The organism is Brachybacterium saurashtrense (genome assembly GCF_003355475.1).
Taxonomy (GTDB): domain Bacteria; phylum Actinomycetota; class Actinomycetes; order Actinomycetales; family Dermabacteraceae; genus Brachybacterium; species Brachybacterium saurashtrense.
Genome location: NZ_CP031356.1, coordinates 1,928,147 through 1,950,723, shown reverse-complemented (window position 1 = coordinate 1,950,723; position 22,577 = coordinate 1,928,147). Strand labels below are relative to the sequence as shown.

The following is a 22,577-nucleotide window of genomic DNA, read 5'->3' as shown; positions in this document are numbered from 1 at the left end:
GCTGAGCATCAGGCGCCCATCATCACTCGGCGCGGGCCCTCAGAACAGCGGCCACGGCACCGCCGGCATCTCGCCGCGCGGGGCCGGGAAGCAGCCCTCCTGCTGCAGCTGCTCGCACCGCGCGGCGAGCGAGGCGACCTCGTCGCCGCTGAGCAGCTCCGCGAGGCGGCCTCCCAGCTCGCCCTCCACCTCGCCGGCTACACGGCCCACGCCGTCGAGCTCCTCGGCGGTCAGGGCGTCCCCCACCCATCCCCACAGGACGGTGCGCAGCTTGTGGTCGCGATGGAAGGTGAGTCCGTGGTCGACGCCGTGGCGATGCCCGCCGGCCATGGTGAGGACGTGGCCGCCCTTGCGGTCGGCGTTGTTGACGATCAGGTCGAACACGGCCATGCGCCGCAGGGCGGGGGAGTCCTCGTGGACGAGGGTGATCCTCTGCCCGTCCTGATCGAGGCCCTCGAGCACGCTGCGCCAGCCCGTGGTGGGCACGCGGTCCGAGGCGACCAGGTCCACGGCGCGCTGGTCGGGATCCTGCTCCTGCCAGAGCTGCACCATCCCCTCGCCGAGCGGGCCGTCGCGCCACCAGGTGCGCGGCACGATGTCCCAGCCGAGGGCCTGGGAGACCAGATGGGCGGCGATCTCCCGGCGGGCCAGGGTGCCGCCGGGGAAGTCCCGGAGCGGGGCCTCGCCGGCCACCGGTTTGTAGACCACCTCCGCCTCCCCGATCCTGCCCAGGAACGTCGCGTTGGACGCCGTGGTGAGGCGACCGATGAGCGTCAGCTCGGCGGTCACCAGATCCGTCGCGGTCATCAGAGCTCGGGGAGGATGCAGGTGTGGCCGTCGGGGTCGATGGGATGGCCGCAGAGCGAGCACAGGGGACGCCCGGCGTCCACGATCTCGCGGGTGCGCCGGGTGAACGCCCGCGCGGTGCCGACGGGCATCCGCACCCGCAGCATCTCGGAGAGCGCCGGCGCGTCCGCCTCGGTCACGTCGTCGTCGGCGGGGAGCGGCTGCGCTTCGAGGATCACCTGGGCCGTGGTGGGGTCCCACCCGATGCCGAGGGTGCCGGCGCGGAACTGCTCCTGGACGGGATCGAGCGGGTCGTCGTCGACGAGCTCGTCGGGAGTGCCGTCGGGAACGCTGTAGCGATTGCCCTCGACGGCGCGGAGCTGGTCGAGCATCTCGTCGACCTTCTGCGCGAGCAGCGCCGACTGCTCCTTCTCCAGCGCCACGCTCACGATCTCCGCCCCGGTGCGCGCCTGCAGGTAGAACGTCCGGGCGCCGGGACGCCCGATCGTCCCGATCACGACCCGGTCCGGCCAGTCGAACTCATGAACATGGGCAGGCACGTCGGTCATGGAACGATCCTATGCCCGGCCGTCAGGGGCGGGAACGCCTGCGCCGCCGCCCACCGGCGCATCCCCGGAAGGGACGCCCTTCGCGAGCCAGGACAGATCGCCGCCGTCGGAGTTCGTGGCAGCGACCCTCGGCCGGCTCGCGCCGTAGCTCACGATCGACACCGAGGCGGGCCCCACCTCGAGCCGCTGAAACAGGTCCAGGTGCATGCCGAGCGCGTCGGCCAGGATCGACTTGATGATGTCGCCGTGGCTCACTGCCACCCACACCGCCCCCGGCCCGTGCATGGCCTCGACGGCGGCGTCGTGGCGCCGGATCGCCGCCACCGCCCGCGCCTGCATCCCCGCCATGGACTCACCGCCGGGGAAGACCACCGCGGACGGCTGCGACTGCACGCGCGGCCACAGCTCCTCCGTGGCGAGGTCGCTGAGCCGGCGGTTCTGCCACAGGCCGTAGTTGCACTCCGTGAGCGCGTCGTCCACCGACGAGGGCGGTGCGGCACCCTGCCGCGCCACGATCGCGCGGGCGGTCTCCGTGCAGCGTTCGAGCGGGCTGGAGACCACCTCGGCCACGGGCACCGCCGCGATCCTCTCCGCGGTCCGCGCCGCCTGGTCCCGTCCCAGATCGTCCAGTGCGACGCCGGGGGTTCGGCCCGCCAGCAGGCCCGTCGCGTTGGCCGTGGTGCGGCCGTGCCGCACGAGCAGAACTGTCGCCATCCCGCCAGCCTAGCGATGCGGTCGCGCCCGGTGCCGGCGGAGTCGTCACCGGGCGCCGGATGCCGCGGCGTTGCGGCCCACGTCCGCGGCCAGCACCGCCGGCCACCGCCGCACCTCCTCCGGCGTGGAGGCGATCTGCAGGGCGGCATGCGGCATCAGCGAGACCAGCGTCTCGGCGGTGGAGACCGGGTGGCCCGGGTCGTCCGTCCAGGCGAGCACCGTGGTGGGCTGGGTGAGGCGGGCGATCAGCGCCGGGTCGGGGAGGTCGCTGAGCGCCGCCCCGCGATACACCGACGGCAGCAGCTCCGCGCTCACGTGCGGCACGCTGTCGGGGTGGCCCACGGACGCGGGCGGCTGCGGCGCCGAGGCGTCGGCGGCGATCAGGCGGTCCAGGCCGTGCCGTTCGATGAACGTCGCCGCCCGCCGGTACTCCTCGGCCCGGGCCGCGCGGGTCTCCCAGGCCGTCGGCGGCAGCAGCAGCGTGAATCCGCTGAACCGCTCCGGCTCCCGCACCGCCGCGTGCAGCAGCGTGCCCGCCCCCATCGAGGGGCCCACACCGTGCACCTGCTCCCCGGGGAACCACACCTCGAGCAGGTGCAGCAGGTCCTCGGCGAGCGTGGACCACAGGTAGTCCTCGGGGACGGGGCGGCCGGTGGAGTGGCCGTGGCCGCGCGCGTCGTAGCGCAGCAGGCGGGTGCCGGTCAGTCCCCGGCCCAGGTCGAGGTCGAGCACGCGGTCGCGGGAGCGACTGGAGGTGAGGCCGTGGAGCTGCACCACGGGATAACCGGACTCGTCGCTGAAGGCCCAGGCGATCCTCGCCCCCGGTACCTCGAGTCTGTGCATGTGGTCGCCGTCCCTGCCCGTGCCGTGTGTGCGCCTAGAGTATCGCCATGCGTCTCACGCACGTCGCCTCCCTGAGCCTGCCGTTCGGCCCGCTGCTCAGCTACGAGCTGGCGGTGAGCGCGCCGGGGGAGCAGCTCCCGCCCTCCTTCGACCAGTCGCGCCATGTGGGCCTCGGCGACCGGGCGGGCTCCTGGATGGCGCTCGCCCTCCACCTGGACGCCCCCGTCGAGCGCGACCACCTCGCCGCCGCCTGGACGGCCGTGGTCCGCTCCCACGGCACGCTCAACACCGCCTTCGTGGCACAGGCCGACGGGCCGGCGACGCTGCACGAGATCACCTGCGGGCCGGGGGAGTGGATCCAGCACGAGATCGCCCCCGGCCAGCCGATGGGCGCGGCGCTGCAGGGCGTCCTGGACGCGCACTGCCGTCCGCTGTCCCGCCCCTCCCACCGGCTGTGCCTCATCGAGACGGCCGACGGCCCCACCCTCGTGGTCGCCGCCGATCACTCCCACGTGGACATGTGGTCGATGCTGGTGATCGTCCGGGACCTCCTGGCCGCCCTCGCGGCGGTGCAGCAGGGAGAGCACCCCACCTCGCCGCCGGCACCCGCCTTCGTGGAGCACACGCGGGCGCTGAGGGACCGGCCCGCGGCACCGCCGGAGATCCATCGCCGCTGGCGGGAGCTCATCGAGGCCGGCGACGGCGCGATGCCGCGCTTCCCGCTGTCCCTGGGCGCCCCGGGCGACCATCCCGAACGGGTGGTGGTGCGCGACGTGCTCGACGCCGACGCGCTGGAGGCCTTCTCCGCCCGGGCCCGGCAGGAGGGCGTCTCCACCCTGGCCCTCACCATCTCCGCGATGACCAGCACCACCCGGGCGCTGGCGGGCACGGCGCTACGGGCCGTGTTCCCGGTGCACAGCCGCTACGAGGAGCGCTGGCACGACTCCGTGGGCTGGTTCATCACCAACTCTGTGCTCGACTCCGCCGATCCGGACCCGTCGGCCTGCGCCGCCGCGCTCAAGGAGTCCCTCCGCCTGGGCTCCCATCCGCTCGCCGAGGTGCTGGCGCCGTGGGGCGGCATGCCCGAGGAGCCCGGGATGCTGGCGATCTCCTGGCTGGACATGCGCCGGCTCCCCGTCACGATCGACACCCAGCGCCTGGACGCCCAGTACATCAGCGCCGGCATCCGCACCGACGGCGTGATGCTGTGGTTCAGCACCGACAGCGACGGCATCCACCTGCGCTGCCGCTTCCCGGACACGCCGGAGGCCCGCGTGAACGTGGGCGCCTGGCTGGATGACCTGGTGGCCCGCGTGCGCCGCGCGGGGACGGCCGACGATAGGACGGGAGCAGAGCGATGACACGGTGGGTGGCGCTGCTGCGCGGAGTGAACGTCGGCGGCATCACCGTGCGCAGCGCGCCGCTCGCGGAGCTGTTCCGCGAGCTGGGATTCACACAGGTGGTGACGGTGCTCGCCACCGGGAACGTGGTGTTCGACGCCGCGGAGGACGCGGCGACGATGAAGCCGCTCATCGAGAGCGCGCTGACCGAGCGCTTCGGCTACGAGGCTTGGATCGTGCTGGTCACCCAGGCGGAGATCGCGCGCCGCGCGGAGGAGTTCCCCTTCGCCGAGGACGAGGCCACCCAGCCCTACCTGCTGTTCGGCTCCGACGAGGCGGTGCTCGACGAGCTGTTCGCCGCGGCCCGCGCGCTGGAGTCCGCGGTGGAGCGGATCGCGCGCGGCCCGGGCCTGCTCTACTGGAGTCTGCCCACGGGGCGCAGCACGAACTCACCGGTCGCGAAGCTGGTGGCCAGGGCGCGCTACCGCTCCACCACCACGAACCGGAGCCTCCGCACCGTGCGGCGCATCGCCGCGGCCTGACCCGTCGGTTCAGCCGCCCTGCTCGACGGCGGCGAGTGTGACCGTGCGGCCGTCCAGCCCGGTGAGGGCATCGGCAGGGCCGTCGAAGCGGCCCAGGATCACCAGACCCGAGGAACGCGGGAAGTCCCGGAGGAACAGCGCCAGATTGCCCCACGGCGCGTAGTAGGCGATGTCCCCGGCGCGGGCCGCCGCTGCGGCGGGGGAGTCGTCGGTCCGCAGGCGCCCGGGAAGATCGGCGATCATCTCTGTCGCGTGGAAGTCCGCGAGGGTGAGGGTCAGCGGGAGCATCGCCGCGAGATCACGGGCGGCCGCACCGTCCCCGAGCGTGCCGTGCAACGTCGCGACCTCGGAGGTGAGTCGGATGTCCATGGGTGGGGTCCTTTCGTGGTCTCAGCGCATCGCGCCGGTGTCGGGCCCGCGCCCCGTGCCCGCGGTGAGCAGGACCACGGCGGCGGCGAGCCCGGCCAGGACGGCGTATCCGAGGGAGAGGGTCTGCAGGGAGACCCCGGCGGCGGTGAGCCGGCCGGAGAGCAGGCTGGGCACAGCGGCCCCGCCGTAGGAGAAGAGGTAGACGGTGGCCATCAGACCGGCGCGCTCGCCGGGACCGATGCGCCCCAGCAGTCCGCGCAGGGAACCGGTGAACGCTGCGCCCTGCGCGGCGCCGGCGACCATCCCGCACAGGACGACGGCGAGGATCGTGCCGGAGCGCAGGCCGGCCACCACCCCCAGCACGGCGAGGGCGAAGACCACGATCCCGAGGCGCTGCGCGGCGAACGGGCTCAGCCGCCCGGTGAGGGGCCCGCCGAGGGCGTACGGCGCCATGAACGAGGCGAAGACGACGGCGGCGACGAGCGTGCTGTCGGTGCCGAGCTGCTGCGCGGAGATGGTGGGGCTGAAGGCCTGGTAGAACCCGCCGAGCGCCCAGGTGCCGCAGAAGACGGCCACGGCGGCGGGGAGCAGCGGACGGATCGCTTGGGGCAGGTGCACCTGCGGGCGCAGGGAGCGCAGGGCACCGCTGCGGCGCGCGACCGGCTCGGGCGAGAGGACCAGGAGCACGCCGCACACGGCCAGCAGCGCGGACACGATCAGGGAGGGGCTCTGCAGGGGCGCCGGCCCGTGCTCCGCGAGGGCGCCGCTGCCCAGCGCGCCGAGGGTCAGTCCGATCAGCGGGGAGCCTGCCACTGCTGTCGCCGCGATCCAGCGGGACCGCGCCGGGGCGAGGTCCACGATCGCGGCGGCGATCGCCGAGGAGCCCAGACCGCAGGCCACCCCCTGCAGGACCCGACCGGTCACGAGAACGCCCAGACCGGTGACGTCGAGCAACGAGAGCGAGCCCGCGGCCGCGAGGACCACCGCCGCCAGCGCGACGGCCCGCCGCCCCACGTGATCGGACAGCCGCCCGAGCACCACCAGCGCGACCATCACCGCCACGAAGTACGCCACGGCGGCGAGCGAGAGATCCCCGGTGGTCAGCCCCTCGGCGGCGCGGTAGCGCTCATACAGCGGGATCGGGGCCCCGGAGGCGGCGAAGACCATCACCAGCGACGCCACCACCGCGACGAATCCCAGCCCCCGACGCGGGAGCGGCCGTTCCTCGACGAGGCGGGGCAGGGTGCTCGGTTCGGAGGTCACGGGATCCCTCGGCTCGGTCGTCGCGCCTCAGGCGCTGTCGGTCCCCGCGGGCGCTGTGGGGCGCGGCGAGGCGGTGCGACGGGGAGCGTAGCCACGGCAGGGGAGCGGGCGGGAGGCCCTGTCAGGGCACCCCTGAGGCGATGCATGTCGACCGGCGGGACGGCACACCCTCGCGCCCCGCTCCGCGACGGCGCCCTGCGGTCACGGCACCGGGCCCCGCGAGGGGCGTACTGACAGGGACTCCCGCGCTGCGCCCCGGCTCCGTAGCGTCGGGAGCAGCGGTCGGGCGAGAACCGCCCCCGCCGTCCCCGCGACCACCACGGAAGGACCACCCATGAGCACCCTCGCGATCATCGGCGCCGGCCCCGGCCTGGGCCTGGCCACCGCCCGCCGCTTCGGCCGGGACGGCCACGCCGCCGCCCTCCTCTCCCGCACCCGGGAGCACGTCGAGCAGCTTGCCGCGCAGCTCGCGGCCGACGGGATCACCGCGCGCGGCTACGTCGCCGACGCCCGCGACCCCGACTCGCTGCGCGCCGCCCTGGACGCGGCCGCCGCGGACCTCGGCCCGATCGACGTGCTGCAGTACAGCCCGGTCCCGGCGAAGGACTTCATGAAGACCGTGCTCGAGACGGACGCCGAGGACCTCGTCGGCCCCGTCGAGCAGTCGGTGTACGGTCCCGTCGCCGCGGTGCGGCACGTCCTGCCCGGGATGCGCGAGCGCGGCCGCGGCACGATCCTGTTCATCAACGGCGGCAGCGCCATGACGCCGAACGGCGGCGTCGCCGGCACCTCGGTCGCCTTCGCGGGGGAGAGCGCCTACGGGCAGATGCTCCACGACGCGCTCGCCGAGGAGGGCATCCACGTCGCCCAGCTGATCATCCCGCTCGGCATCGGCGGCGGCGACCCGGACCACGAGCCGGAAGCGCTGGCCGAGCGGATCCTCGGCCTCCACCGCGACCGCGGCGGCTACCGCACCGTGATCGGCCAGGACTGATCGTGAGTCCCCTCCCGCCGTCGCGACGCCGCGCGCTCTCCCTGGTGGCGCTGCTGCCGGGCGCGGCGATCGCCGGGTGCGCCCCCGGCTCCGAGCCGGCGACCGAGGCAGGGGACTCCGGCCCGACCTCGCCGGACGGCACGGGGACGAGCGGCGCGGGGACGAGCGGGGAGGAGGCCACCACGATCGTCTCCGGCCTCCAGGCGCCGTGGTCCATCGCGTTCCACGCCGGCTCCGCGCTGGTCAGCGAACGGGACTCGGCCCGGATCCTCGAGGTCACCGAGGGCGGCGAGCTGCGCGAGGTCGGCATCGTCGACGGCGTGACCCCGCGAGGCGAGGGCGGGCTGATGGGCCTCGCGGTCCACGACGCCCACCTGTTCGCGTACTTCACGGCCGGAGACGAGAACCGCCTGGCGCGGTTCCCGCTCACCGGAGAGCCCGGAGCACTGGCACTGGGGCCGGCGGAGACGCTGCTGGACGGGATCCCCGCGGCACGCGTCCACCACGGCGGGCGCCTCGCGATCGGCCCCGACGAGATGCTGTACGTGACCGTGGGCGACGCCGGCGACGCTGCGCAGGCGCAGGACCCCGACACGCTGCTCGGCACGATCCTGCGCCTGACCCCCGACGGCGGGATCCCCCAGGACACCCCGTTCCCGGGCTCGCCGGTGCACAGCTACGGGCACCGCAACCCCCAGGGACTCGCCTGGGACGAGGACGGCACCCTGTACGCCTCCGAGTTCGGCCAGGACACCTGGGACGAGCTCAACGTCATCGAGCCCGGCGCGAACCACGGCTGGCCGGAGGTCGAGGGACGCGCCGAGGATCCCCGCTTCGTCGACCCCGTCCAGCAGTGGACCCCCGAGGAGGCCAGCCCCAGCGGCATCGCCCTCGCCCACGGCTCCCTCTGGATCGCGAACCTGCGCGGCCGGCGCCTGCGCGAGGTGCCGCTGTCGGACCTCTCCACCTCCCGCGAGCACCTGGTGGGAACGCACGGACGTCTGCGCGACGTGGTCGTCGCCCCCGACGGGGCGCTGTGGGTGCTGACCAACACCACCGACGGGCGCGGCGACCCGCACCCGGACGGCGACCGCATCCTCCGGCTGGACCGGAGCTGACCAGCAGCACGAGGAAGGATGAGCAGATGGCACTGATCCTGGTCACAGGAGCCTCGACGGGCCTGGGCGCGGCCACCGCGCAGGAGCTGATCTCCCAGGGCCACGACGTGGTCGTGCACGCCCGGCACCCCTCCCGGCTCGACGGCCTGGAGCTCGCCGCGCGGGCCCGAGGACGCCTCCACGGCGATCTCGCAGACCCCGAGCAGACGCGCCGCGTCGCCGAGCAGGCGAACGCTGTCGGCCGCTTCGACGCGGTGATCCACAATGCCGGGACCATGGACGGGGCCGACGTGCTCGCCGTCAACGTCCTCGCACCGTACGTCCTGACGGCCGCGATGGCGCCCCCGGGACGCGTGGTGGTGCTCTCCAGCTCCATGCACCGCTCCGGACGAGACGATCTCGCGCCCGTGGAGGCCGGCAGCGGCGGCACCTACTCGGACAGCAAGCTGCTGGCCACCGCCTTCGCGCTGGGCCTCGCGTCGCGCCTGCCGGACGTGCTCGCCCACGCGGTGGACCCCGGATGGGTCCCCACCCGGATGGGCGGGCCGTCCGCGACCGACGACCTCGCCGAGGGGCATCGCACGCAGGCATGGCTCGCCGCCGCCCCGGCCCGCGAGATCAGCCCGCGCACGGGCGGGTACTGGCACCACCGCGAGATCCACCGGCCGCACCCGCTCTCCGAAGACCCGGGATTCCAGGAGCGGCTGCTGCGCGCCCTCGCCGCACGCACCGGCCTCGACCTGCCCGCGGCGGGCGCGAGTACCTGAGCCGTTCGCACCGCACACCACCTCGGGGAGGGGAGGACGGCGGCGATGGCACGATGAGCGCATGGACGCGCACGAGACGGAGTACTTCCTCGCCCTCGAAGAGAAGGTCTGGCAGGCCCAGGTCACGGGGGATCCCGGGGCGGAGCGGGAGGTGCTGCCCGGCGACTTCCTCGGCGTGGACACCGACGGCTTCGCCGATCTCGACCAGCATCTCGCGCAGCTCGCCGACGGCCCGCTCACGGCGCAGTACGCGCTGAGCGAGGCGCGACTGCGGCGCCTCGGCGAGGATGCCGTGCTGCTGAGCTACCGGGCGGACGCCCGCGCCCCCGGCGCGCAGACCGCGCAGCGGTACTACATCTCCTCGCTGTGGCAGCGGCGCGAGGGGCGCTGGTGGAACACCTTCAGCCAGGACACGCCGGCCGCGGACAGCCAGGACATGCCGGCCGTCCACGAGGGCGGCAGGGCGCCCGGGCGGGAGGCCCCGCCCGCTCCGTGAGTCCGGATCAGCCGGATTCCGCGCCGTCGGCCCCCCGCGCGTCGGCCCCCCGCACGTCGGTGCCGTGCACGGCGAAGGCGCGGAAATCCTCCATGTGGCGCAGGGTCTGGGTGCGGAAGGCGCGGCGCATCAGCGGTGCCAGCAGGCGCATCGCCCGTGCGTCGAAGCGGTACTCGTTCTCGCTCTCCCACAGCGTGGTCCCGTCCCCCAGATCGTGCAGGTGCTCGCGCGCCGCGCTCCACATCCCGGGGGCGACGAGCTCCCTCTCGTAGTGGACCACGACGTCCTCGGCAATCCCCTCGAGCCGCTCCGGATCCCGGCGGGTGATCGTCTCGCGCGCCTCCATCGTGCCCTTCCCGGACCGCATCTCGACGCGGGAGACGGCGCCGACCTGCCCCTCCGTCCCGCTGACGAGCTCGTGGGCGAGCAGGTCCCGCACCCAGGCGGCGTGGTGCGCAGGGTTCGAGAGCAGCTCCAGCACCTGGCGACGGGGACGGGGGATCGGGAGCGAGACGGTGAACTCCATGGCGGGAGTATGCCGTCCCCCGCCTGCGACGCACGCCCTGCACCCCGGGAGATCGCAGGGCGTGCGCGAACGGACGTCAAGAGTCGTTCTCGACGATCTGCTTCAGCACCGTCGTCGCGCCCATGCCGTGGGGCCAGCCCGCGTAGAACGCGAGCTGCAGCAGGGCCTCCTCGAGCTCCTGGTCGGTGACGCCGTTGCGGCGGGCGTAGGCGAGGTGGAACTGCAGCTGGTCCGTCTTGCCGAGGGCGGTGAGAGCGGCCACCGTGACCAGGCTGCGGTCCCGCTTCGAGAGCCCCTCGCGCTCCCAGACCTCGTCGAAGAGGACCTTGTCGGTGTAGTGCACCATGCCGGGGGCGAAGTCCCCGAAGGCGTTCTTCCCGCCGGTCCAGCCCGTGCTCTGCTCCTGCTCGCTCATGGTCTCTCCTCTCGTCACCGCGGGTCGCTCCCGCACACCATCCATTCCAGCGGGCGCGGAGCGTGCATGCCAGGCCCCCTCGTGAGGGGGTACCGACAGGGACTGGCTCACCGCCCCGCCTTCGTGGTGACCTCGCCCGATGACCACACGGGGCCCTTCTCGGCACGGCGCGACGGCCGGGCCCGACCGGCTGCGCCCCGGCCTGCGGCAGGCCCTGGGCGCGATCTCGGAGGCGCCGGCGCTGGTCCTGACCGGCCGGCTCGACGTGCTCGCGGTCAACCCGCTGGGCCGGGCGCTGATCACCCCCGTCCTCGAGGCCCCCGGGCCCAACCTGGCGCGGTTCCTGTTCCTCGAGCCGGCCCGTTCCACGGAGTTCTACCCGGAGTGGGACGCGGTGGCCGACGAGCAGGTGAGCCGCCTGCGCGCCGAAGCGCTGCGCACCCCGCACCACCGCGCCCTGCATCGACTGATCGGAGAGCTCTCCACCGGCAGCGCCCGCTTCCGTGAGCTCTGGTCCTCGTCCCGACCCTGCGCGTGCAGACCGCCGCGGGTGAGGATCCTCCATCCCGTGGTGGGCGAGATCGTGCTCCACCGCGAGGACGTGGTGCCGGCGGCGGACAGCACGCTGACTCTTCGCCTGGGCACCGTGGAGCCGGGGACCCCCTCCGAGGAGCGGCTGCGGTTCCTGGCCAGCTGGGCGGCGGCGCCATCGGCGTCGTGCTGATGCCCGCGCCGGCATCGCAGGGGTGCCCGGAGCAGGGGTGGTACTCGCAGGGACTGCCACCTGCCGCGGCACGGTCCTAGCGTGAAGGCATCACGGCGGGAGCCGAGGGTCGGCGACGAGCCGGGAGCGCGCCGAGAGGGCGCTCGGAGCTCGGGCCCGGCCCGCGCCGCCACCGGGCGGCCGACGGCCCGCACCACCACCTGAGGAGGCAGACATGAGCGACGGAGAGTTCGAACAGATCTTCCCGACCGGAGAGGCCAACGAGGCCTTCGCGCAGTACTTCATCGGACAGAGCTACCTGGCCCCGCTGGCCGGCGGCAGCGTCCCGGTGAGCAACGTGACCTTCGAGCCGGGCTGCCGCAACAACTGGCACATCCACCACGGCAGCGACGGCGGCGGGGACCAGATCCTGCTGTGCACCGCCGGCTCCGGCTGGTACCAGGCGGACGGCGAGGAGCCCCTCAGCCTTGTCCCCGGCTCCGTGGTCCGGATCCCGGCCGGGACCAAGCACTGGCACGGGGCGAAGGCCGACAGCTGGTTCTCGCACCTGGCCTTCATCACGCCCGGCGAGGGCGTCAGCAACGAATGGCTCGAGCCGGTCACCGACGAGGTGTACCGCGCTCTGCACGAGAACGGAGAGAACGCATGACCATCCTGAACGAGACCCGCACCCTGGCGGGCGGCGTCGAGATCCCCACCCTGGGCCTCGGCACCTGGTTCATCGACGACGACAAGGTCGCCGACGCGGTGCGCGCTGCGGTCGAGATCGGCTACCGCAACATCGACACCGCCCAGGCCTACGGCAACGAGCGCGGCGTCGGCGAAGGGGTCCGCACTGCGAGCGTGCCCCGCGAGGAGCTGTTCGTCTCGACGAAGCTCGCCGCGGAGATCAAGGACTACGACCAGGCGGTCGCCGCCATCGACGAGTCGCTGCGCACCATGGGCCTGGACTACATCGACCTGATGCTCATCCACGCCCCGCAGCCCTGGCAGGACTTCCGCGGCGGCGACTACGCCGACGGCAACCGTCAGGCCTGGCGGGCGCTGGAGGAGGCGCACCGGGCGGGCAAGCTCCGCGCCATCGGGGTCTCGAACTTCCTGCAGGAGGACCTCGAGAACCTCCTCGCGGGCAGCACCGTCGTCCCGCACGCGAACCAGCTGCTCGTCCACGCCGGCAACACGCCCTCCGCGCTGCTGGAGTACTGCGACTCGAAGGGCATCGTCGTCGAGGCGTACTCGCCGATCGCCCACGGGCAGATCCTCGACAACGCGGACGTGGTGGCCATGGCCGAGCGGTACGGCGTCACCGTGCCGCAGCTGTGCATCCGCTACACGATCCAGCTGGGCACCGTCTCGCTGCCCAAGACTGCGAACCCGGACCACATGCGCTCCAACGCGCAGGTCGACTTCGTCATCTCCGACGAGGACATGGCCGTGCTGAAGGATCTGCACGACCAGGACTACGGCGAGGCCAGCGCCTTCCCCGTCTACAGCGGCAAGTAAGCCGCACGCAGGACACGACCCCGAGGTGCGCCGCCGGGCCGGGAGGCCCGGCGGCGCACCTCTCACGAGAGGACCTCACCGACACCATGAGCACCTGGACCACCGAGCAGCTGCAGGCGATCGCCGGCAGCGACGACTTCCACATCGCCCCCTACCGCGCCGACGGCCACACCCCGGGCACCCTGACCTGGATCTGGTCGGTGGTGGTCGACGGCGCCGTCTACGTGCGGGCCTACAACGGCACCGCCTCCCGCTGGTACCGGTCCGCACTTGCCCAGAAGGCGGGACGGATCACCGCCGGCGGCCTCGACACCGAGGTGGCCTTCACCCCGGTCGCCGGGCAGCTCGACGACGCGATCGACGCCGCCTACTCGCAGAAGTACGCCGGCAGCCCGTACCTGCCGCCGATGATCGCCGAGCGCACCCGCGCGGCGACCGTGCGCGTGGACCCGCGCTGACCGCTGCCGCGGCGCCCGTCACCGCGCGATGACGGACTCCTGCGCGGTCCGCACCGCGACGTCGGCGCCGCCCACCTGCGCTGCGAGCCGGTGCATCCTCTCCTCGGAGGGGGTGCCCGGCTCGGCGCTGTACGCGGTGAGGGTCAGGCCCTGCTGGGCGGGCATCTCCAGCGCGTCCATCGCCAGCACGAGCTCCCCGACCAGCGGATGGCGGAAGGTCTTGGTCCCGCTGCGGTGCAGCCGCACCTCGTGCTTCGCCCACAGCCGCCGGAACTCCTCGGAGCGCGTGGACAGCTCGCCCACGAGCTCCGTCAGCCCCTCGTCCGACGGGTCCCGGCCCGCTTCCGTGCGCAGCAGCGCCACGGAGGTCTCCGCGGCCTTCTGCCAGTCCGGGTACAGCCGCTGCGCGCCCTCGTCCAGGAAGCAGAACCGGGCCAGGTTCACCGGCCGCGCGGAGTGCACGAACGCCTCCGAGTACAGCATCTGTCCCAGCGCGTTGATCGCGAGCACGTCGAGCCGGCCGTTGCGGATGAACGCCGGCACCCCGGTCATGCCGTCCAGCAGGCGCTGGAGGCTGTGGGAGACCTGCCCGCGTCGGCGTCGCGCCGGGCTCGGGGCCGGCCCGGCCGAGCGGGCCAGGTCCAGCAGGTGCTCCCGCTCCGCGTCGTCGAGCTGCAGGGCGCGCACCAGGGCGTCGAGGATGCTCTGGGACACCCCGGCCAGACCCCCGCGCTCCAGGCGCGTGTAGTACTCGACGCTCATCCCCGCCAGCAGCGCCACCTCCTCGCGGCGCAGCCCGGGCACACGGCGGATGCCGCCGAAGTCCGGCAGCCCGGTGTCCTCCGGGCGCAGCCTCGCCCGGCGCGTCATGAGGAAGTCCCGGGTCTCCGTGCGATTGTCCATGGTGTGAGGGTACGCGGGAACGGTGACCTCGGTCGTGGGATTGACAGCCTGCGCCAAACAGGCGTTCAATATTAAACATGAGTTCAACCAAGCGGGCGCCGCACACCGCGCCGGGCACCGCCGAGCGGATCCGGGACGCGGCGATCTCCCTGTTCGCCGCGCACGGCTTCACCCGCACCACGGTGCGGCAGATCGCCGCCGCGGCGGAGGTCTCGCCCGGGCTGGTGATCCATCACTTCGGCTCCAAGGCGCAGCTGCGCGAGGCCTGCGACGACCACGTGTTCGAGGCCCTCACCGACATCAAGCGCGAGCACGCCACCGCCTCCCCGATGCTGGTGGGCGAGCTGCTCACCGCCGGGCCGATGCGCAGCTACGTGGAGTACCTGCTCGCCTCGCTGCTCGACCCCTCCGCGCAGGGGCAGCGTTTCTTCGACCACTACGTCCAGGTGGTGGAGGAGATGGTGGAGCAGGGCTTCGCCGGCTACACCTTCCGCCCGATGCCGGACCGCCGCGCCCAGTCCACGATGATCGCGATGCTCGCCCTGGCGCCGGTGCTGCTCGAGCCGCGGATCCGTCATGCCCTGGGCACCGAGGACCTCCAGGGCTCGATGGCCCGCCTGGTGCCGGTGCTCTTCGACCTGTACCGCGACGGCCTGCTCGACTCCCTGCCGGAGGGGCACCCCGGCCACGACACCGCCGGCGGCCCCGCCGCCGGCCCCGCTGGCGAGGCGCGCACCGACCCTGCCGCCGGCCCCGGGCCGCGTGCCACACCGGGCAGCCCCCACGATCCGCCGGGCGAGGACGCCCCGCCCCCTCCCGCGCCACACGAAGGGAAGACCCCCTCATGACCTCTCACACCCACGCGGACGGCACCGCCCCCGCGATCTCCCTCTCAGGCCTCACCAAGAGCTTCGGCGCCGTCCGAGCGCTGGACGGCCTCGACCTCGAGGTGGCCCCCGGCGAGGTCCACGGCCTGCTGGGCCCCAACGGCGCCGGCAAGTCCACCACCATCCGCATCCTGCTGGGCATCCTGCGCCACGACGCCGGCACCGTGCGCCTGCTCGGCGGCGACCCCTGGACCGACGCGGTGCAGCTGCACCGCCACCTCGCCTACGTGCCCGGGGACGTGGAGCTGTGGCCCGGCATGACCGGCGGGGAGGCGATCGACCTCTTCGCCCGCCTGCGCGGCGGGGTGAACCGGCGCAAGCGCGACGAGCTCATCGAGCGCTTCGACCTCGATCCACGCAAGAAGGGCCGCACCTACTCCAAGGGCAACCGGCAGAAGGTCGCGCTGATCTCCGCCCTCGCCTCGGACGTGGACCTGCTGCTGCTGGACGAACCCACCGCGGGCCTGGACCCGCTGATGGAGGCCGTGTTCCAGGAGTGCATCCGCGAGGTCAAGGACGCCGGGCGCACCGTGCTGCTCTCCAGCCACATCCTCGCCCAGGTCGAAGTGCTCGCCGATCGCATCTCCATCGTCCGCCACGGGCGGATCGTGGAATCCGGCACCCTCGAGGACCTGCGGCACCTCTCCCGCACCGCGGTCACCGTCCGCACCTCCCGGCCCGTCGACGGCCTCGCCGACCGGGAGGGCGTCCATGCCGTCCACCAGGACGGCGACCACCTCCGCTTCGACGTGGACGCCGCCCACCTGCCCGCCCTCATGCGGGACCTCTCCGCCCACGGCGTCGAGGCCCTCACCGCCACCCCGCCCACCCTCGAGCAGCTGCTGCTGCGCCACTACGGCGACGAGCTGCACAGGAGCGCGTCATGACCACCACCACCGCCGCCCACCGGGCCGCCACCGTCGCCCCCGTCGCCGCCGAGCACGGCGGCGCGCTCGCCGGCACCTGGTCGATGCTGCGCTTCATGCTGCGCCGCGACCGGATCCGGTTCCCCGCCTGGGTGCTGGGCCTGACCCTCATGCTCGGCTACTTCACCACCGCGCTCGGCGTGGTGCTCGACGAGGAGGCGCTGGCCTCCTTCGCCGTGCTCGCCTCCAATCCCGTCGTCGCCCTGATCGGCGGGCCCGGGTACGGGTTCGACGAGATCACCACCGCCCGCTTCCTGGTGGGCCTGTACGGCGGGTACCTCATGATCGGCGCGGCGCTCATGAGCATCATGACCGTCACCCGTCACACGCGCGTCGAGGAGCAGACGGGCCGGGCCGAGCTGGTGCGCGCCTCCGTGGTGGGCCGCCATGCCCCGCTCGCCGCCGCGCTGCTCCTGGTCGCGGCGATGAACGTGCTGATGGCCGTGCTGATGGCGGGGATGTTCTTCGTCTCGCCCAGCGACCCCGGCTCCTTCGCCTCCTCGCTGCTGTTCGCCGCGAGCATCGGCGCCGTGGGCCTCGTGTTCGCCGGGGTGACCGCGGTGACCGTGCAGCTGTCCCCCTTCTCCCGCGCCGCCTCCGGCCTGGCCGGGGCGGTCCTCGCCGCCGCGTTCGTGCTGCGCGGGCTGGGGGACATGTCCTCCCTGCAGGGCGGGGACCTGGGCTGGCTCTCCTGGCTCTCCCCGTTCGGCTGGGCGCAGCAGACCGCGCCGCTCACCCTGGACCGCTGGTGGCCGCTGGCGCTCTCGCTCGCGGCCACGGCACTGCTGGTCGCGGCGGGATTCGCGCTCCAGACCCGGCGCGACCTCGCCGCGGGCATCCTGCCGGACCGGCTGGGCGACGCCGCGGCCCCCGGCTGGCTGCACGGACCGTTCACCCTCGCCTTCCGTCTCCAGCGCGCCACCCTGCTGTGGTGGTCCTTCGCGCTGGCGCTCGCCGGTGTCACCTTCGGCGCCTTCGTGCAGCCGATGGCGGAGAACGCCGCCGGCATGCCCGAGGAGATCCTCGCCGTGTTCGGCGGCGCCGAGGGCATGGTGGACGGCTACCTGGGCTTCATGGGCATCTACTACGCGCTGATGATCGCGGTCTTCGCGATCGTCTCCGTGCAGAGCCTCCGCTCCGAGGAGCAGGGCGTGCGCACCGAGCCGGTGCTCGCCACGGCCGTCTCCCGCAGCAGCTGGGTGCTCGCCTGGGTCGCCGTGACCGGCCTCGGCGCGCTGTGGCTGTTCGTGCTGGCGGGGCTCGGCAACGGGGTGGGCGCCGCACTGGCCACCGGGGACTGGAGCCTGCTGGGCCCGGTGCTGCTGGGCCAGGTGGTGCACACCGCCGCCGTCTGGGCGCTGTTGGGGTTCGCCGTCGCGCTCTACGGGATCGTGCCGCGACTGGTGGGCCTGACCTGGGTGGTGTTCGTGTACGGGGCCGTGCTCGCGCTGGTGGGCGACATGCTGCAGCTCGACGACGCCGTGCTCGCCACCTCTGTGTTCCGGCACGTGGGCCAGCACCCCGCCGAGGACATCTCCTGGGCGGCGGTCGCCGTGCTCGCCGGGAGCGGGGCGGTGCTGGCGCTGCTCGGCGCGGCGGGATTCCGGCGCCGCGACCTCATCACCGCCTGAGCCCGCCCTGCTCGCCCCTTCCCGCCCCTCCTCGCCGTGCGCGGCCCGTGCCGCGCACGGCGAGGAGGACTACGGTGGCGACCATGAGCACCCGACTGGAGAACGTGGGCATCGCCGTGAGGGACCTCGAGGAGGCGATCGCCTTCTTCACGGATCTGGGCCTCACCGTGCTGGGCCGGGACGAGGTGAGCGGGCCGTGGGCGGAGACGGCCGTGGGCCTGGACGGCAACCACGCCCGCATCGCCCTCCTGCAGACGGCCGACGGCCACGGCCGGATCGAGCTGTTCGAGTACCTCCACCCGACAGCGCTCGAGACCGCCCCGACCCAGCCGCACGAGATCGGCATGCACCGCATCGCCCTCTCCGTCGACGACCTCGACGCGGCGCTCGAGATCGCCGCCCGTCACGGCTGCCATCCGCTGCGCGGCGTGGCCGACTACCAGGGCGTGTACCGGCTCACCTACCTGCGCGGCCCCAGCGGCATCCTGGTGATGCTCGCCCAGGCCACGCAGGCAGGCGGCGGCGCAGGGTGAACCGTCGGGGTGTCGCGGAGAGCCGGGAGGAGGGGACGGGCGGCGCCCACATCCTGAGGACGGTCCCACGGGGCCGGGCCCTCGCTGCGGCACGGCGCGGTGCCGGCTCGCCGCGGGCCCTCATCGAGCGCGGTGGTCCTCGGCCCGCCCGTCCTCGTCCGCGGCGCGTGCCGGATCGAGGAGCCGGCGCACCCCGGCGGTGAAGATGGCACGGTCCGGGAGCACGTCCCCGGCGAGCAGGAGCAGACCGGTGCCCTGATCCAGCGCCGCCAGGAGCGAGCCCACCTGGGCGGTGGTGAGGGTCTCGTGGTCGGCGCGGGAGTCGCGGGCGACCGTCTCGTAGCGATCCAGCAGCCGGCGCATGCGCTTGTGCAGCTGGGGGGCGAGCGTCTCGTCCCGGGCGGCGCTCGCGATGAACTCCAGCGTCGCCAGGGCGAAGCCCTGCGTCGCGTGCTGCGGGTAGCCCTCGCCCTCGGCGATGCTCCGGCCGGTGGAGTCCGGCTCCGCGACCCGGTCGAAGGGATCGTGGTGGGGGTCCGCGTCCGCGAGCTCCAGGTTCTCGTCCAAGACCGCCAGGAACAGGGCGGACTTGCCGTCGAAGTTCGAGTAGACGGCGCCCTTCGAGTAGCCGGCCACCCGGGCGATCCGTGCCAGGCCCGCCGCGTGGTAGCCGTCCTCGGAGAACACCTGACGGGCTGCGGCCACGAGTGCGGTGCGCGTGCGCCGTTGGCTGTCTCGACGCGAGAGGGGGTCGGGGAGCTCCGTCATGCTCCCAGGGTAGAGCCGCGACCCTTGACGTACCCATGGTATCCACATACCGTGGGTATTGAGATACTGACGGAATCCCAATTCTATGGGTCTCCCGGGGTGCCGGGAAAGCGAGGAGCGGACATGGACGCGGACGTCCTGCAGATCACCGGGCTCACCCGCCGCTACGGTCGGGTCATCGCCAATGACGACATCTCGCTGCGCGTCCGCGCAGGAGAGGTGGTGGGCCTGCTGGGCCACAACGGCGCCGGCAAGACCACGCTGGTCTCCCAGGTCGTGGGGCTGCTCCGCCCCGGGGGAGGCCGGATCCGGGTGGGCGGTGCGGACGCCGTGCGGGACCCGGCGGCAGCGCGGCGGCACGTCGCCCTCCAGCCCCAGGCGCAGGCGCCGATCGACGGACTCACCCCCCGCGCGGCCATCGAGATCGCCGGCCGCCTGCGCGGGATGACGGTGCGGGATGCCCGACGAGCGGCGATCGACCTGGCCGAGGAGCTGGACATCGGGCCATGGCTGGACCGGCGTGCCCTGCCGGAGGGCGGCGGACTCTCCGGAGGGATCCGTCGCCTGACGGCCTTCGCCATGGCCGTGGCGGCGCCCACCGCCCTGCTGATCCTCGACGAGCCCACCAACGACATCGACGCCTCGCGGCGCCGCCTGCTCTGGGACGCCGTGCGCCGTCGCGGCGATCGTGGCAGCGGCGTCCTGCTGGTGACCCACAACGTCGCCGAGGCCGAACGGGTCGTCGACGAACTGGTCGTGCTCGACCGGGGCTGCCTGGTCGCCGAGGGGTCGCCCGCGAGCCTGCGCGGGACCCAGGACACGGATCTGCGTCTGGAGCTGCGGCTGTCCTCGGACGCGGAGGACCCGTCCGCGGCGGATCCGCATCTGCCGGCCCGGCGCCGGGTGCGCGCCGGCCGGCGCACGCTGCTCACCGTCGCGGCGCACGACGCGGCGGAGGCCGTGGCCTGGGCCGCCGCGCGCCGCGCCGAGGGCAGGGTGGAGAGCTACTCCCTCGCGCCGGTGACCCTCGAGGACGCCTATCTCGCCCTCACCGCACGCTCCGCGTCCGGAACGGACGCGGAGCCCACCCCCAGCCCGACCCGCCAGGAGGCCGACGATGACTGAGACCACCTCCCCGCGCGCACGCGCCGCCGAGTCGACGACGGCCGCCATCGCCCCCATCCGGGTCACTCCGTGGAGCAGCTTCCGCGCCATGATGCGGTGGTCGCTCGCCTCGATCGGCGCGATGCTGCCGCTCATCGTCGTCATCCAGGCGATGCTCGCCGCCGGGATCGTGATCGGATTCGGCTTCCTCATCCCCGACATCGGGCCGGATACCGCCCTCTTCCTCGCCACCGGCGCACCGACGATCCTGCTGCTGACCATCGGCCTGGTCATCGTTCCCCAGGGCGTGTCCCGCGCACGGGCCTCGGGCGCGCTGGACTACCAGCGCGCGCTGCCGGTGGCGCGCCCTCTCTTCCTGCTGGTCGACCTGGTGGTGTGGTCGCTGGTCGCGCTGCCCGGGGTCGCGATCGGGCTTCTGGTCGCCTGGCTGCGGTACGACCTGAGCTTCTCCTTCGACTGGCCGGTGCTGATCCTGGCCTCGCTGCTGACGGCCACGATGGCCACGGCGGTCGGCTATGCGATCGCGGTGAGCCTCCCGGCGATGATGGCGCAGCTCGTCTCGCAGGTGCTGGTCTTCTTCGTCCTGCTGTTCTCGCCGATCACGTTCCCGGTGGAGCAGCTGCCCGGATGGTTCCGCGGCCTGCACTCCGTGCTGCCTGTGCAGTCCGCCGCGGACCTCCTCCGTGCCGGGGTGGCCTCCGAGGTCTTCGCGGCGGACGGTCGTGACCTCCTCGTCCTCACGCTGTGGACGGCGCTCGGGCTGGCGGTGACGCTGCGCGCCCTGGTGCGCCGGAGGTGAGCAGGGGCGCCGCCGCCGAGCGGCTCACGCCTCCTCGGTGGCGGGCCAGGCGTTCGGCACGCAGCCCTGCAGGTCGATCGACTGCTGCAGCATCACCGGGGCGCGCCGGCCCTCGCCGCCGCAGTCGGCGTGGCCGAACCCGAGGAAGTGCCCCACCTCGTGGTTGACCATGTACGCCCGGTACTCGGCGAGGTCCTCGTAGGTGGGGGTGGCCAGCAGCCAGCGGTCCGAGTTCAGTGCCACGTCCGGGCCGATGCGGCAGCTCCACAGTCCGCCGGTGCGTGCCGGCAGGCACATCTCGTCCACCGTGGGCGGGGAGGCCAGCGAGATCGTGAACTCCGCCTCCTCCGGGCTCGCGACCTGCTGGAACACGACGTCCTCGCGGTCCTGCCAGCCGCGCTCGTCGGCGAGCACCGCGGCGATCTCGGTCGCGGCCTCGTCGGCGTCGATCCCGATCCCGTCCTCGACGCGCACGGCATAGGTGCGCGCGGAGGGCCGCTCCTCCTGGCCGTCGGATCCGTCCTCGCCGTCCGCGTCCGCGCCGGCCTCGCCGGTGGGGGCGTCGACGGGGGCGGCCACGGTCCAGGTGCCCTCGCCCACGGTGCCGGAGCGCTCGATCTCCCCGTCGGCCGCGGCGCCGTCCACCTCGCCCTCGGTCTCCGGGGTGGGGGAGGGGCTCGCGGCCTCGTCGGCGTCCGGTGCGTCGCCCGCGCTCCCGTCGTCCCCCTCGGGGCCGGCGGCGGTCGCATCAGCGGGAGCCGCGGCGGCGTCGGGCCCTCCGCGCACCGCGCGCACGAGTGCGACCATCGCGAGGAGCAGCAGCACCGCGAGCACCAGCACCAGCACGGAGCGCACCAGCCGCCCCCGTCGGGTGAGCCGGAGCGCAGGTCGGGACGGTGTGGGGTGCGGCACATCGTCACCGTAGAGGACGGTGCGGGCGCGACCGGTCAGGGACACGCCTCCGGGGTGCCCTCGCCCTCCTCCCGCAGCCGCGGTTCGCTGCGCCGTGCGGGGCAGTAGCCCGCCTTGTCCGCATAGAAGGCGCGGATGCGGTCCATGTCGGCGCGGACGTCGCCGGTCATCTCCAGGCTCGGGCCCAGCCCGGTGGTCATGGTGGTGCGGTCCACGAAGCCGAGGGTCACCGGCAGGCCGGTCTCGCGGGCGATGCGGTGGAAGCCAGACTTCCAGTGACCGCGGTTGCTGCGGGTGCCGTCGGGGGTGATCACGAGGGCGAACGCCTCCTCGGCGCGCACCCTCGCCACCACCTCCGCCACCACCGTGCCGGGGGAGGAGCGATCCACGGGAATCCCGCCCAGGGCCCGCATGAGCGGTCCCTTCCACGAGGTGAACAGGGTGTGCTTGCCCAGCCAGCGCAGCCGGATCCGCAGCCGCCAGGCGATCGCGAGCATCAGCACGAAGTCCCAGTTCGAGGTGTGCGGGGCGCCGATGATCACGGTGGGGGTCTGCACCGCCCGCGGCGCGACGAGGCGCCAGGGGCCGAGGGCCCAGAACAGGCGGGCGAGGAGCTGGCGGATCATGAGGTCAACCTATGCGCTCCGCCCCTGCGCAGGGCACGAA

Annotated in this window: 28 protein-coding genes; 16 read left to right on the top strand and 12 right to left on the bottom strand. The window is 73.7% G+C overall.

Features of this window, described 5'->3' with window-relative positions; translation table 11 throughout:
* Nucleotides 1-39: 39 nt before the first annotated feature.
* The 4 genes from DWV08_RS08865 to DWV08_RS08850 are packed head-to-tail and all read right to left on the bottom strand — an operon-like array spanning nucleotide 40 to nucleotide 2,912.
* A complete protein-coding gene (locus DWV08_RS08865) occupies nucleotides 40-807 on the bottom strand; it encodes an SCO1664 family protein (RefSeq protein WP_115413455.1) in 768 nt (255 codons plus the stop codon).
* Nucleotides 807-1,355 (bottom strand): DUF3090 domain-containing protein, encoded by a 549-nt coding sequence (locus DWV08_RS08860; RefSeq protein ID WP_115413454.1) that lies wholly within the window; start codon nucleotides 1,353-1,355, stop codon nucleotides 807-809. Before DWV08_RS08860 ends, DWV08_RS08865 begins: the two co-directional genes overlap by 1 nt.
* Nucleotides 1,356-1,364: 9 nt before the next feature.
* Nucleotides 1,365-2,069 carry a histidine phosphatase family protein gene (locus DWV08_RS08855; RefSeq protein WP_206516701.1) on the bottom strand — a complete coding sequence of 235 codons (705 nt, stop codon included), beginning with the start codon at nucleotides 2,067-2,069 and terminating at the stop codon, nucleotides 1,365-1,367.
* A 45-nt stretch (nucleotides 2,070-2,114) separates the two neighbouring features.
* Nucleotides 2,115-2,912, bottom strand: a complete 798-nt coding sequence (locus DWV08_RS08850) for an alpha/beta fold hydrolase (RefSeq protein WP_115413452.1) — start codon at nucleotides 2,910-2,912, stop codon at nucleotides 2,115-2,117.
* A gap of 47 nt (nucleotides 2,913-2,959) precedes the next feature.
* Here DWV08_RS08850 and DWV08_RS08845 point away from each other — a divergent pair, with 47 nt between their 5' ends.
* Together DWV08_RS08845 and DWV08_RS08840 are read left to right on the top strand one after the other, a co-directional pair.
* A complete protein-coding gene (locus DWV08_RS08845; RefSeq protein WP_115413451.1) occupies nucleotides 2,960-4,273 on the top strand; it encodes a condensation domain-containing protein in 1,314 nt (437 codons plus the stop codon).
* Nucleotides 4,270-4,794, top strand: a complete 525-nt coding sequence (locus tag DWV08_RS08840) for a DUF1697 domain-containing protein (protein ID WP_115413450.1) — start codon at nucleotides 4,270-4,272, stop codon at nucleotides 4,792-4,794. The genes DWV08_RS08845 and DWV08_RS08840 overlap by 4 nt, the downstream gene beginning before the upstream one ends.
* A gap of 9 nt (nucleotides 4,795-4,803) precedes the next feature.
* Here DWV08_RS08840 and DWV08_RS08835 read toward each other — a convergent pair whose 3' ends face one another.
* Both DWV08_RS08835 and DWV08_RS08830 read right to left on the bottom strand, forming a co-directional pair.
* On the bottom strand, nucleotides 4,804-5,163 hold the full coding sequence (locus DWV08_RS08835) for a cyclophilin-like fold protein (RefSeq protein WP_115413449.1): 360 nt from the start codon (nucleotides 5,161-5,163) through the stop codon (nucleotides 4,804-4,806).
* Between the two features lie 21 nt (nucleotides 5,164-5,184).
* Nucleotides 5,185-6,426, bottom strand: a complete 1,242-nt coding sequence (locus DWV08_RS08830; protein WP_115413448.1) for an MFS transporter — start codon at nucleotides 6,424-6,426, stop codon at nucleotides 5,185-5,187.
* A 334-nt stretch (nucleotides 6,427-6,760) separates the two neighbouring features.
* On the opposite strand from DWV08_RS08830, the gene DWV08_RS08825 reads away from it, so the two are divergent.
* From DWV08_RS08825 to DWV08_RS08810, 4 genes are all read left to right on the top strand, one after another.
* Nucleotides 6,761-7,420 carry an SDR family NAD(P)-dependent oxidoreductase gene (locus DWV08_RS08825; RefSeq protein ID WP_115413447.1) on the top strand — a complete coding sequence of 220 codons (660 nt, stop codon included), beginning with the start codon at nucleotides 6,761-6,763 and terminating at the stop codon, nucleotides 7,418-7,420.
* Nucleotides 7,420-8,538 (top strand): PQQ-dependent sugar dehydrogenase, encoded by a 1,119-nt coding sequence (locus tag DWV08_RS08820; RefSeq protein WP_420897505.1) that lies wholly within the window; start codon nucleotides 7,420-7,422, stop codon nucleotides 8,536-8,538. Before DWV08_RS08825 ends, DWV08_RS08820 begins: the two co-directional genes overlap by 1 nt.
* Before the next feature lie 26 nt (nucleotides 8,539-8,564).
* Nucleotides 8,565-9,305 (top strand): SDR family NAD(P)-dependent oxidoreductase, encoded by a 741-nt coding sequence (locus tag DWV08_RS08815; protein ID WP_115413446.1) that lies wholly within the window; start codon nucleotides 8,565-8,567, stop codon nucleotides 9,303-9,305.
* A 61-nt stretch (nucleotides 9,306-9,366) separates the two neighbouring features.
* Nucleotides 9,367-9,801, top strand: coding sequence for a nuclear transport factor 2 family protein (locus tag DWV08_RS08810; RefSeq protein WP_115413445.1), 435 nt, complete (start codon nucleotides 9,367-9,369; stop codon nucleotides 9,799-9,801).
* Nucleotides 9,802-9,808: 7 nt separating this feature from the next.
* Here the strand turns inward: DWV08_RS08810 and DWV08_RS08805 are convergent, their stop codons facing one another.
* Together DWV08_RS08805 and DWV08_RS08800 are read right to left on the bottom strand one after the other, a co-directional pair.
* Nucleotides 9,809-10,327, bottom strand: coding sequence for an SRPBCC family protein (locus tag DWV08_RS08805; protein WP_115413444.1), 519 nt, complete (start codon nucleotides 10,325-10,327; stop codon nucleotides 9,809-9,811).
* Between the two features lie 76 nt (nucleotides 10,328-10,403).
* A complete protein-coding gene (locus DWV08_RS08800; protein ID WP_115413443.1) occupies nucleotides 10,404-10,742 on the bottom strand; it encodes a carboxymuconolactone decarboxylase family protein in 339 nt (112 codons plus the stop codon).
* Between the two features lie 139 nt (nucleotides 10,743-10,881).
* Here DWV08_RS08800 and DWV08_RS08795 point away from each other — a divergent pair, with 139 nt between their 5' ends.
* From DWV08_RS08795 to DWV08_RS08780, 4 genes are all read left to right on the top strand, one after another.
* The gene (locus tag DWV08_RS08795) at nucleotides 10,882-11,466 is read left to right on the top strand and encodes an MmyB family transcriptional regulator (protein WP_115413442.1); all 585 of its coding nucleotides are present in this window, start codon (nucleotides 10,882-10,884) and stop codon (nucleotides 11,464-11,466) included.
* Between the two features lie 214 nt (nucleotides 11,467-11,680).
* Nucleotides 11,681-12,115, top strand: coding sequence for a cupin domain-containing protein (locus DWV08_RS08790; RefSeq protein ID WP_115413441.1), 435 nt, complete (start codon nucleotides 11,681-11,683; stop codon nucleotides 12,113-12,115).
* Nucleotides 12,112-12,969, top strand: coding sequence for an aldo/keto reductase (locus DWV08_RS08785; RefSeq protein WP_115413440.1), 858 nt, complete (start codon nucleotides 12,112-12,114; stop codon nucleotides 12,967-12,969). Before DWV08_RS08790 ends, DWV08_RS08785 begins: the two co-directional genes overlap by 4 nt.
* An 86-nt stretch (nucleotides 12,970-13,055) precedes the next feature.
* A complete protein-coding gene (locus DWV08_RS08780) occupies nucleotides 13,056-13,427 on the top strand; it encodes a DUF2255 family protein (RefSeq protein WP_115413439.1) in 372 nt (123 codons plus the stop codon).
* Between the two features lie 18 nt (nucleotides 13,428-13,445).
* Here the strand turns inward: DWV08_RS08780 and DWV08_RS08775 are convergent, their stop codons facing one another.
* Nucleotides 13,446-14,330 (bottom strand): helix-turn-helix transcriptional regulator, encoded by an 885-nt coding sequence (locus tag DWV08_RS08775; RefSeq protein WP_164740361.1) that lies wholly within the window; start codon nucleotides 14,328-14,330, stop codon nucleotides 13,446-13,448.
* A 77-nt stretch (nucleotides 14,331-14,407) separates the two neighbouring features.
* Here DWV08_RS08775 and DWV08_RS08770 point away from each other — a divergent pair, with 77 nt between their 5' ends.
* The 4 genes from DWV08_RS08770 to DWV08_RS08755 all read left to right on the top strand — a co-directional run bounded on the left by DWV08_RS08770 (nucleotide 14,408) and on the right by DWV08_RS08755 (nucleotide 18,307).
* Entirely contained in the window at nucleotides 14,408-15,178 is a 771-nt protein-coding gene (locus tag DWV08_RS08770) for a TetR/AcrR family transcriptional regulator (protein ID WP_206516700.1), read from the top strand.
* A complete protein-coding gene (locus tag DWV08_RS08765) occupies nucleotides 15,175-16,104 on the top strand; it encodes an ABC transporter ATP-binding protein (protein ID WP_115413438.1) in 930 nt (309 codons plus the stop codon). The genes DWV08_RS08770 and DWV08_RS08765 overlap by 4 nt, the downstream gene beginning before the upstream one ends.
* Nucleotides 16,101-17,774, top strand: coding sequence for an ABC transporter permease (locus tag DWV08_RS08760; RefSeq protein ID WP_115413437.1), 1,674 nt, complete (start codon nucleotides 16,101-16,103; stop codon nucleotides 17,772-17,774). The genes DWV08_RS08765 and DWV08_RS08760 overlap by 4 nt, the downstream gene beginning before the upstream one ends.
* An 83-nt stretch (nucleotides 17,775-17,857) precedes the next feature.
* Nucleotides 17,858-18,307, top strand: a complete 450-nt coding sequence (locus DWV08_RS08755; protein ID WP_115414970.1) for a VOC family protein — start codon at nucleotides 17,858-17,860, stop codon at nucleotides 18,305-18,307.
* Between the two features lie 120 nt (nucleotides 18,308-18,427).
* Here the strand turns inward: DWV08_RS08755 and DWV08_RS17280 are convergent, their stop codons facing one another.
* Nucleotides 18,428-19,075 (bottom strand): TetR/AcrR family transcriptional regulator, encoded by a 648-nt coding sequence (locus DWV08_RS17280; protein WP_115413436.1) that lies wholly within the window; start codon nucleotides 19,073-19,075, stop codon nucleotides 18,428-18,430.
* A 123-nt stretch (nucleotides 19,076-19,198) separates the two neighbouring features.
* On the opposite strand from DWV08_RS17280, the gene DWV08_RS08745 reads away from it, so the two are divergent.
* Both DWV08_RS08745 and DWV08_RS08740 read left to right on the top strand, forming a co-directional pair.
* The gene (locus DWV08_RS08745) at nucleotides 19,199-20,200 is read left to right on the top strand and encodes an ABC transporter ATP-binding protein (protein ID WP_115413435.1); all 1,002 of its coding nucleotides are present in this window, start codon (nucleotides 19,199-19,201) and stop codon (nucleotides 20,198-20,200) included.
* Nucleotides 20,193-20,999 carry an ABC transporter permease gene (locus tag DWV08_RS08740; RefSeq protein ID WP_115413434.1) on the top strand — a complete coding sequence of 269 codons (807 nt, stop codon included), beginning with the start codon at nucleotides 20,193-20,195 and terminating at the stop codon, nucleotides 20,997-20,999. The genes DWV08_RS08745 and DWV08_RS08740 overlap by 8 nt, the downstream gene beginning before the upstream one ends.
* A 24-nt stretch (nucleotides 21,000-21,023) precedes the next feature.
* On the opposite strand, the gene DWV08_RS08735 is transcribed toward DWV08_RS08740, so the two are convergent.
* Together DWV08_RS08735 and DWV08_RS08730 are read right to left on the bottom strand one after the other, a co-directional pair.
* Nucleotides 21,024-21,956 carry a DUF3152 domain-containing protein gene (locus tag DWV08_RS08735; RefSeq protein WP_115413433.1) on the bottom strand — a complete coding sequence of 311 codons (933 nt, stop codon included), beginning with the start codon at nucleotides 21,954-21,956 and terminating at the stop codon, nucleotides 21,024-21,026.
* Nucleotides 21,947-22,537: a 1-acyl-sn-glycerol-3-phosphate acyltransferase gene (locus DWV08_RS08730; protein ID WP_115413432.1), complete on the bottom strand. Its 591-nt coding sequence runs from the start codon at nucleotides 22,535-22,537 to the stop codon at nucleotides 21,947-21,949. Before DWV08_RS08730 ends, DWV08_RS08735 begins: the two co-directional genes overlap by 10 nt.
* Nucleotides 22,538-22,577 lie beyond the last annotated feature (40 nt).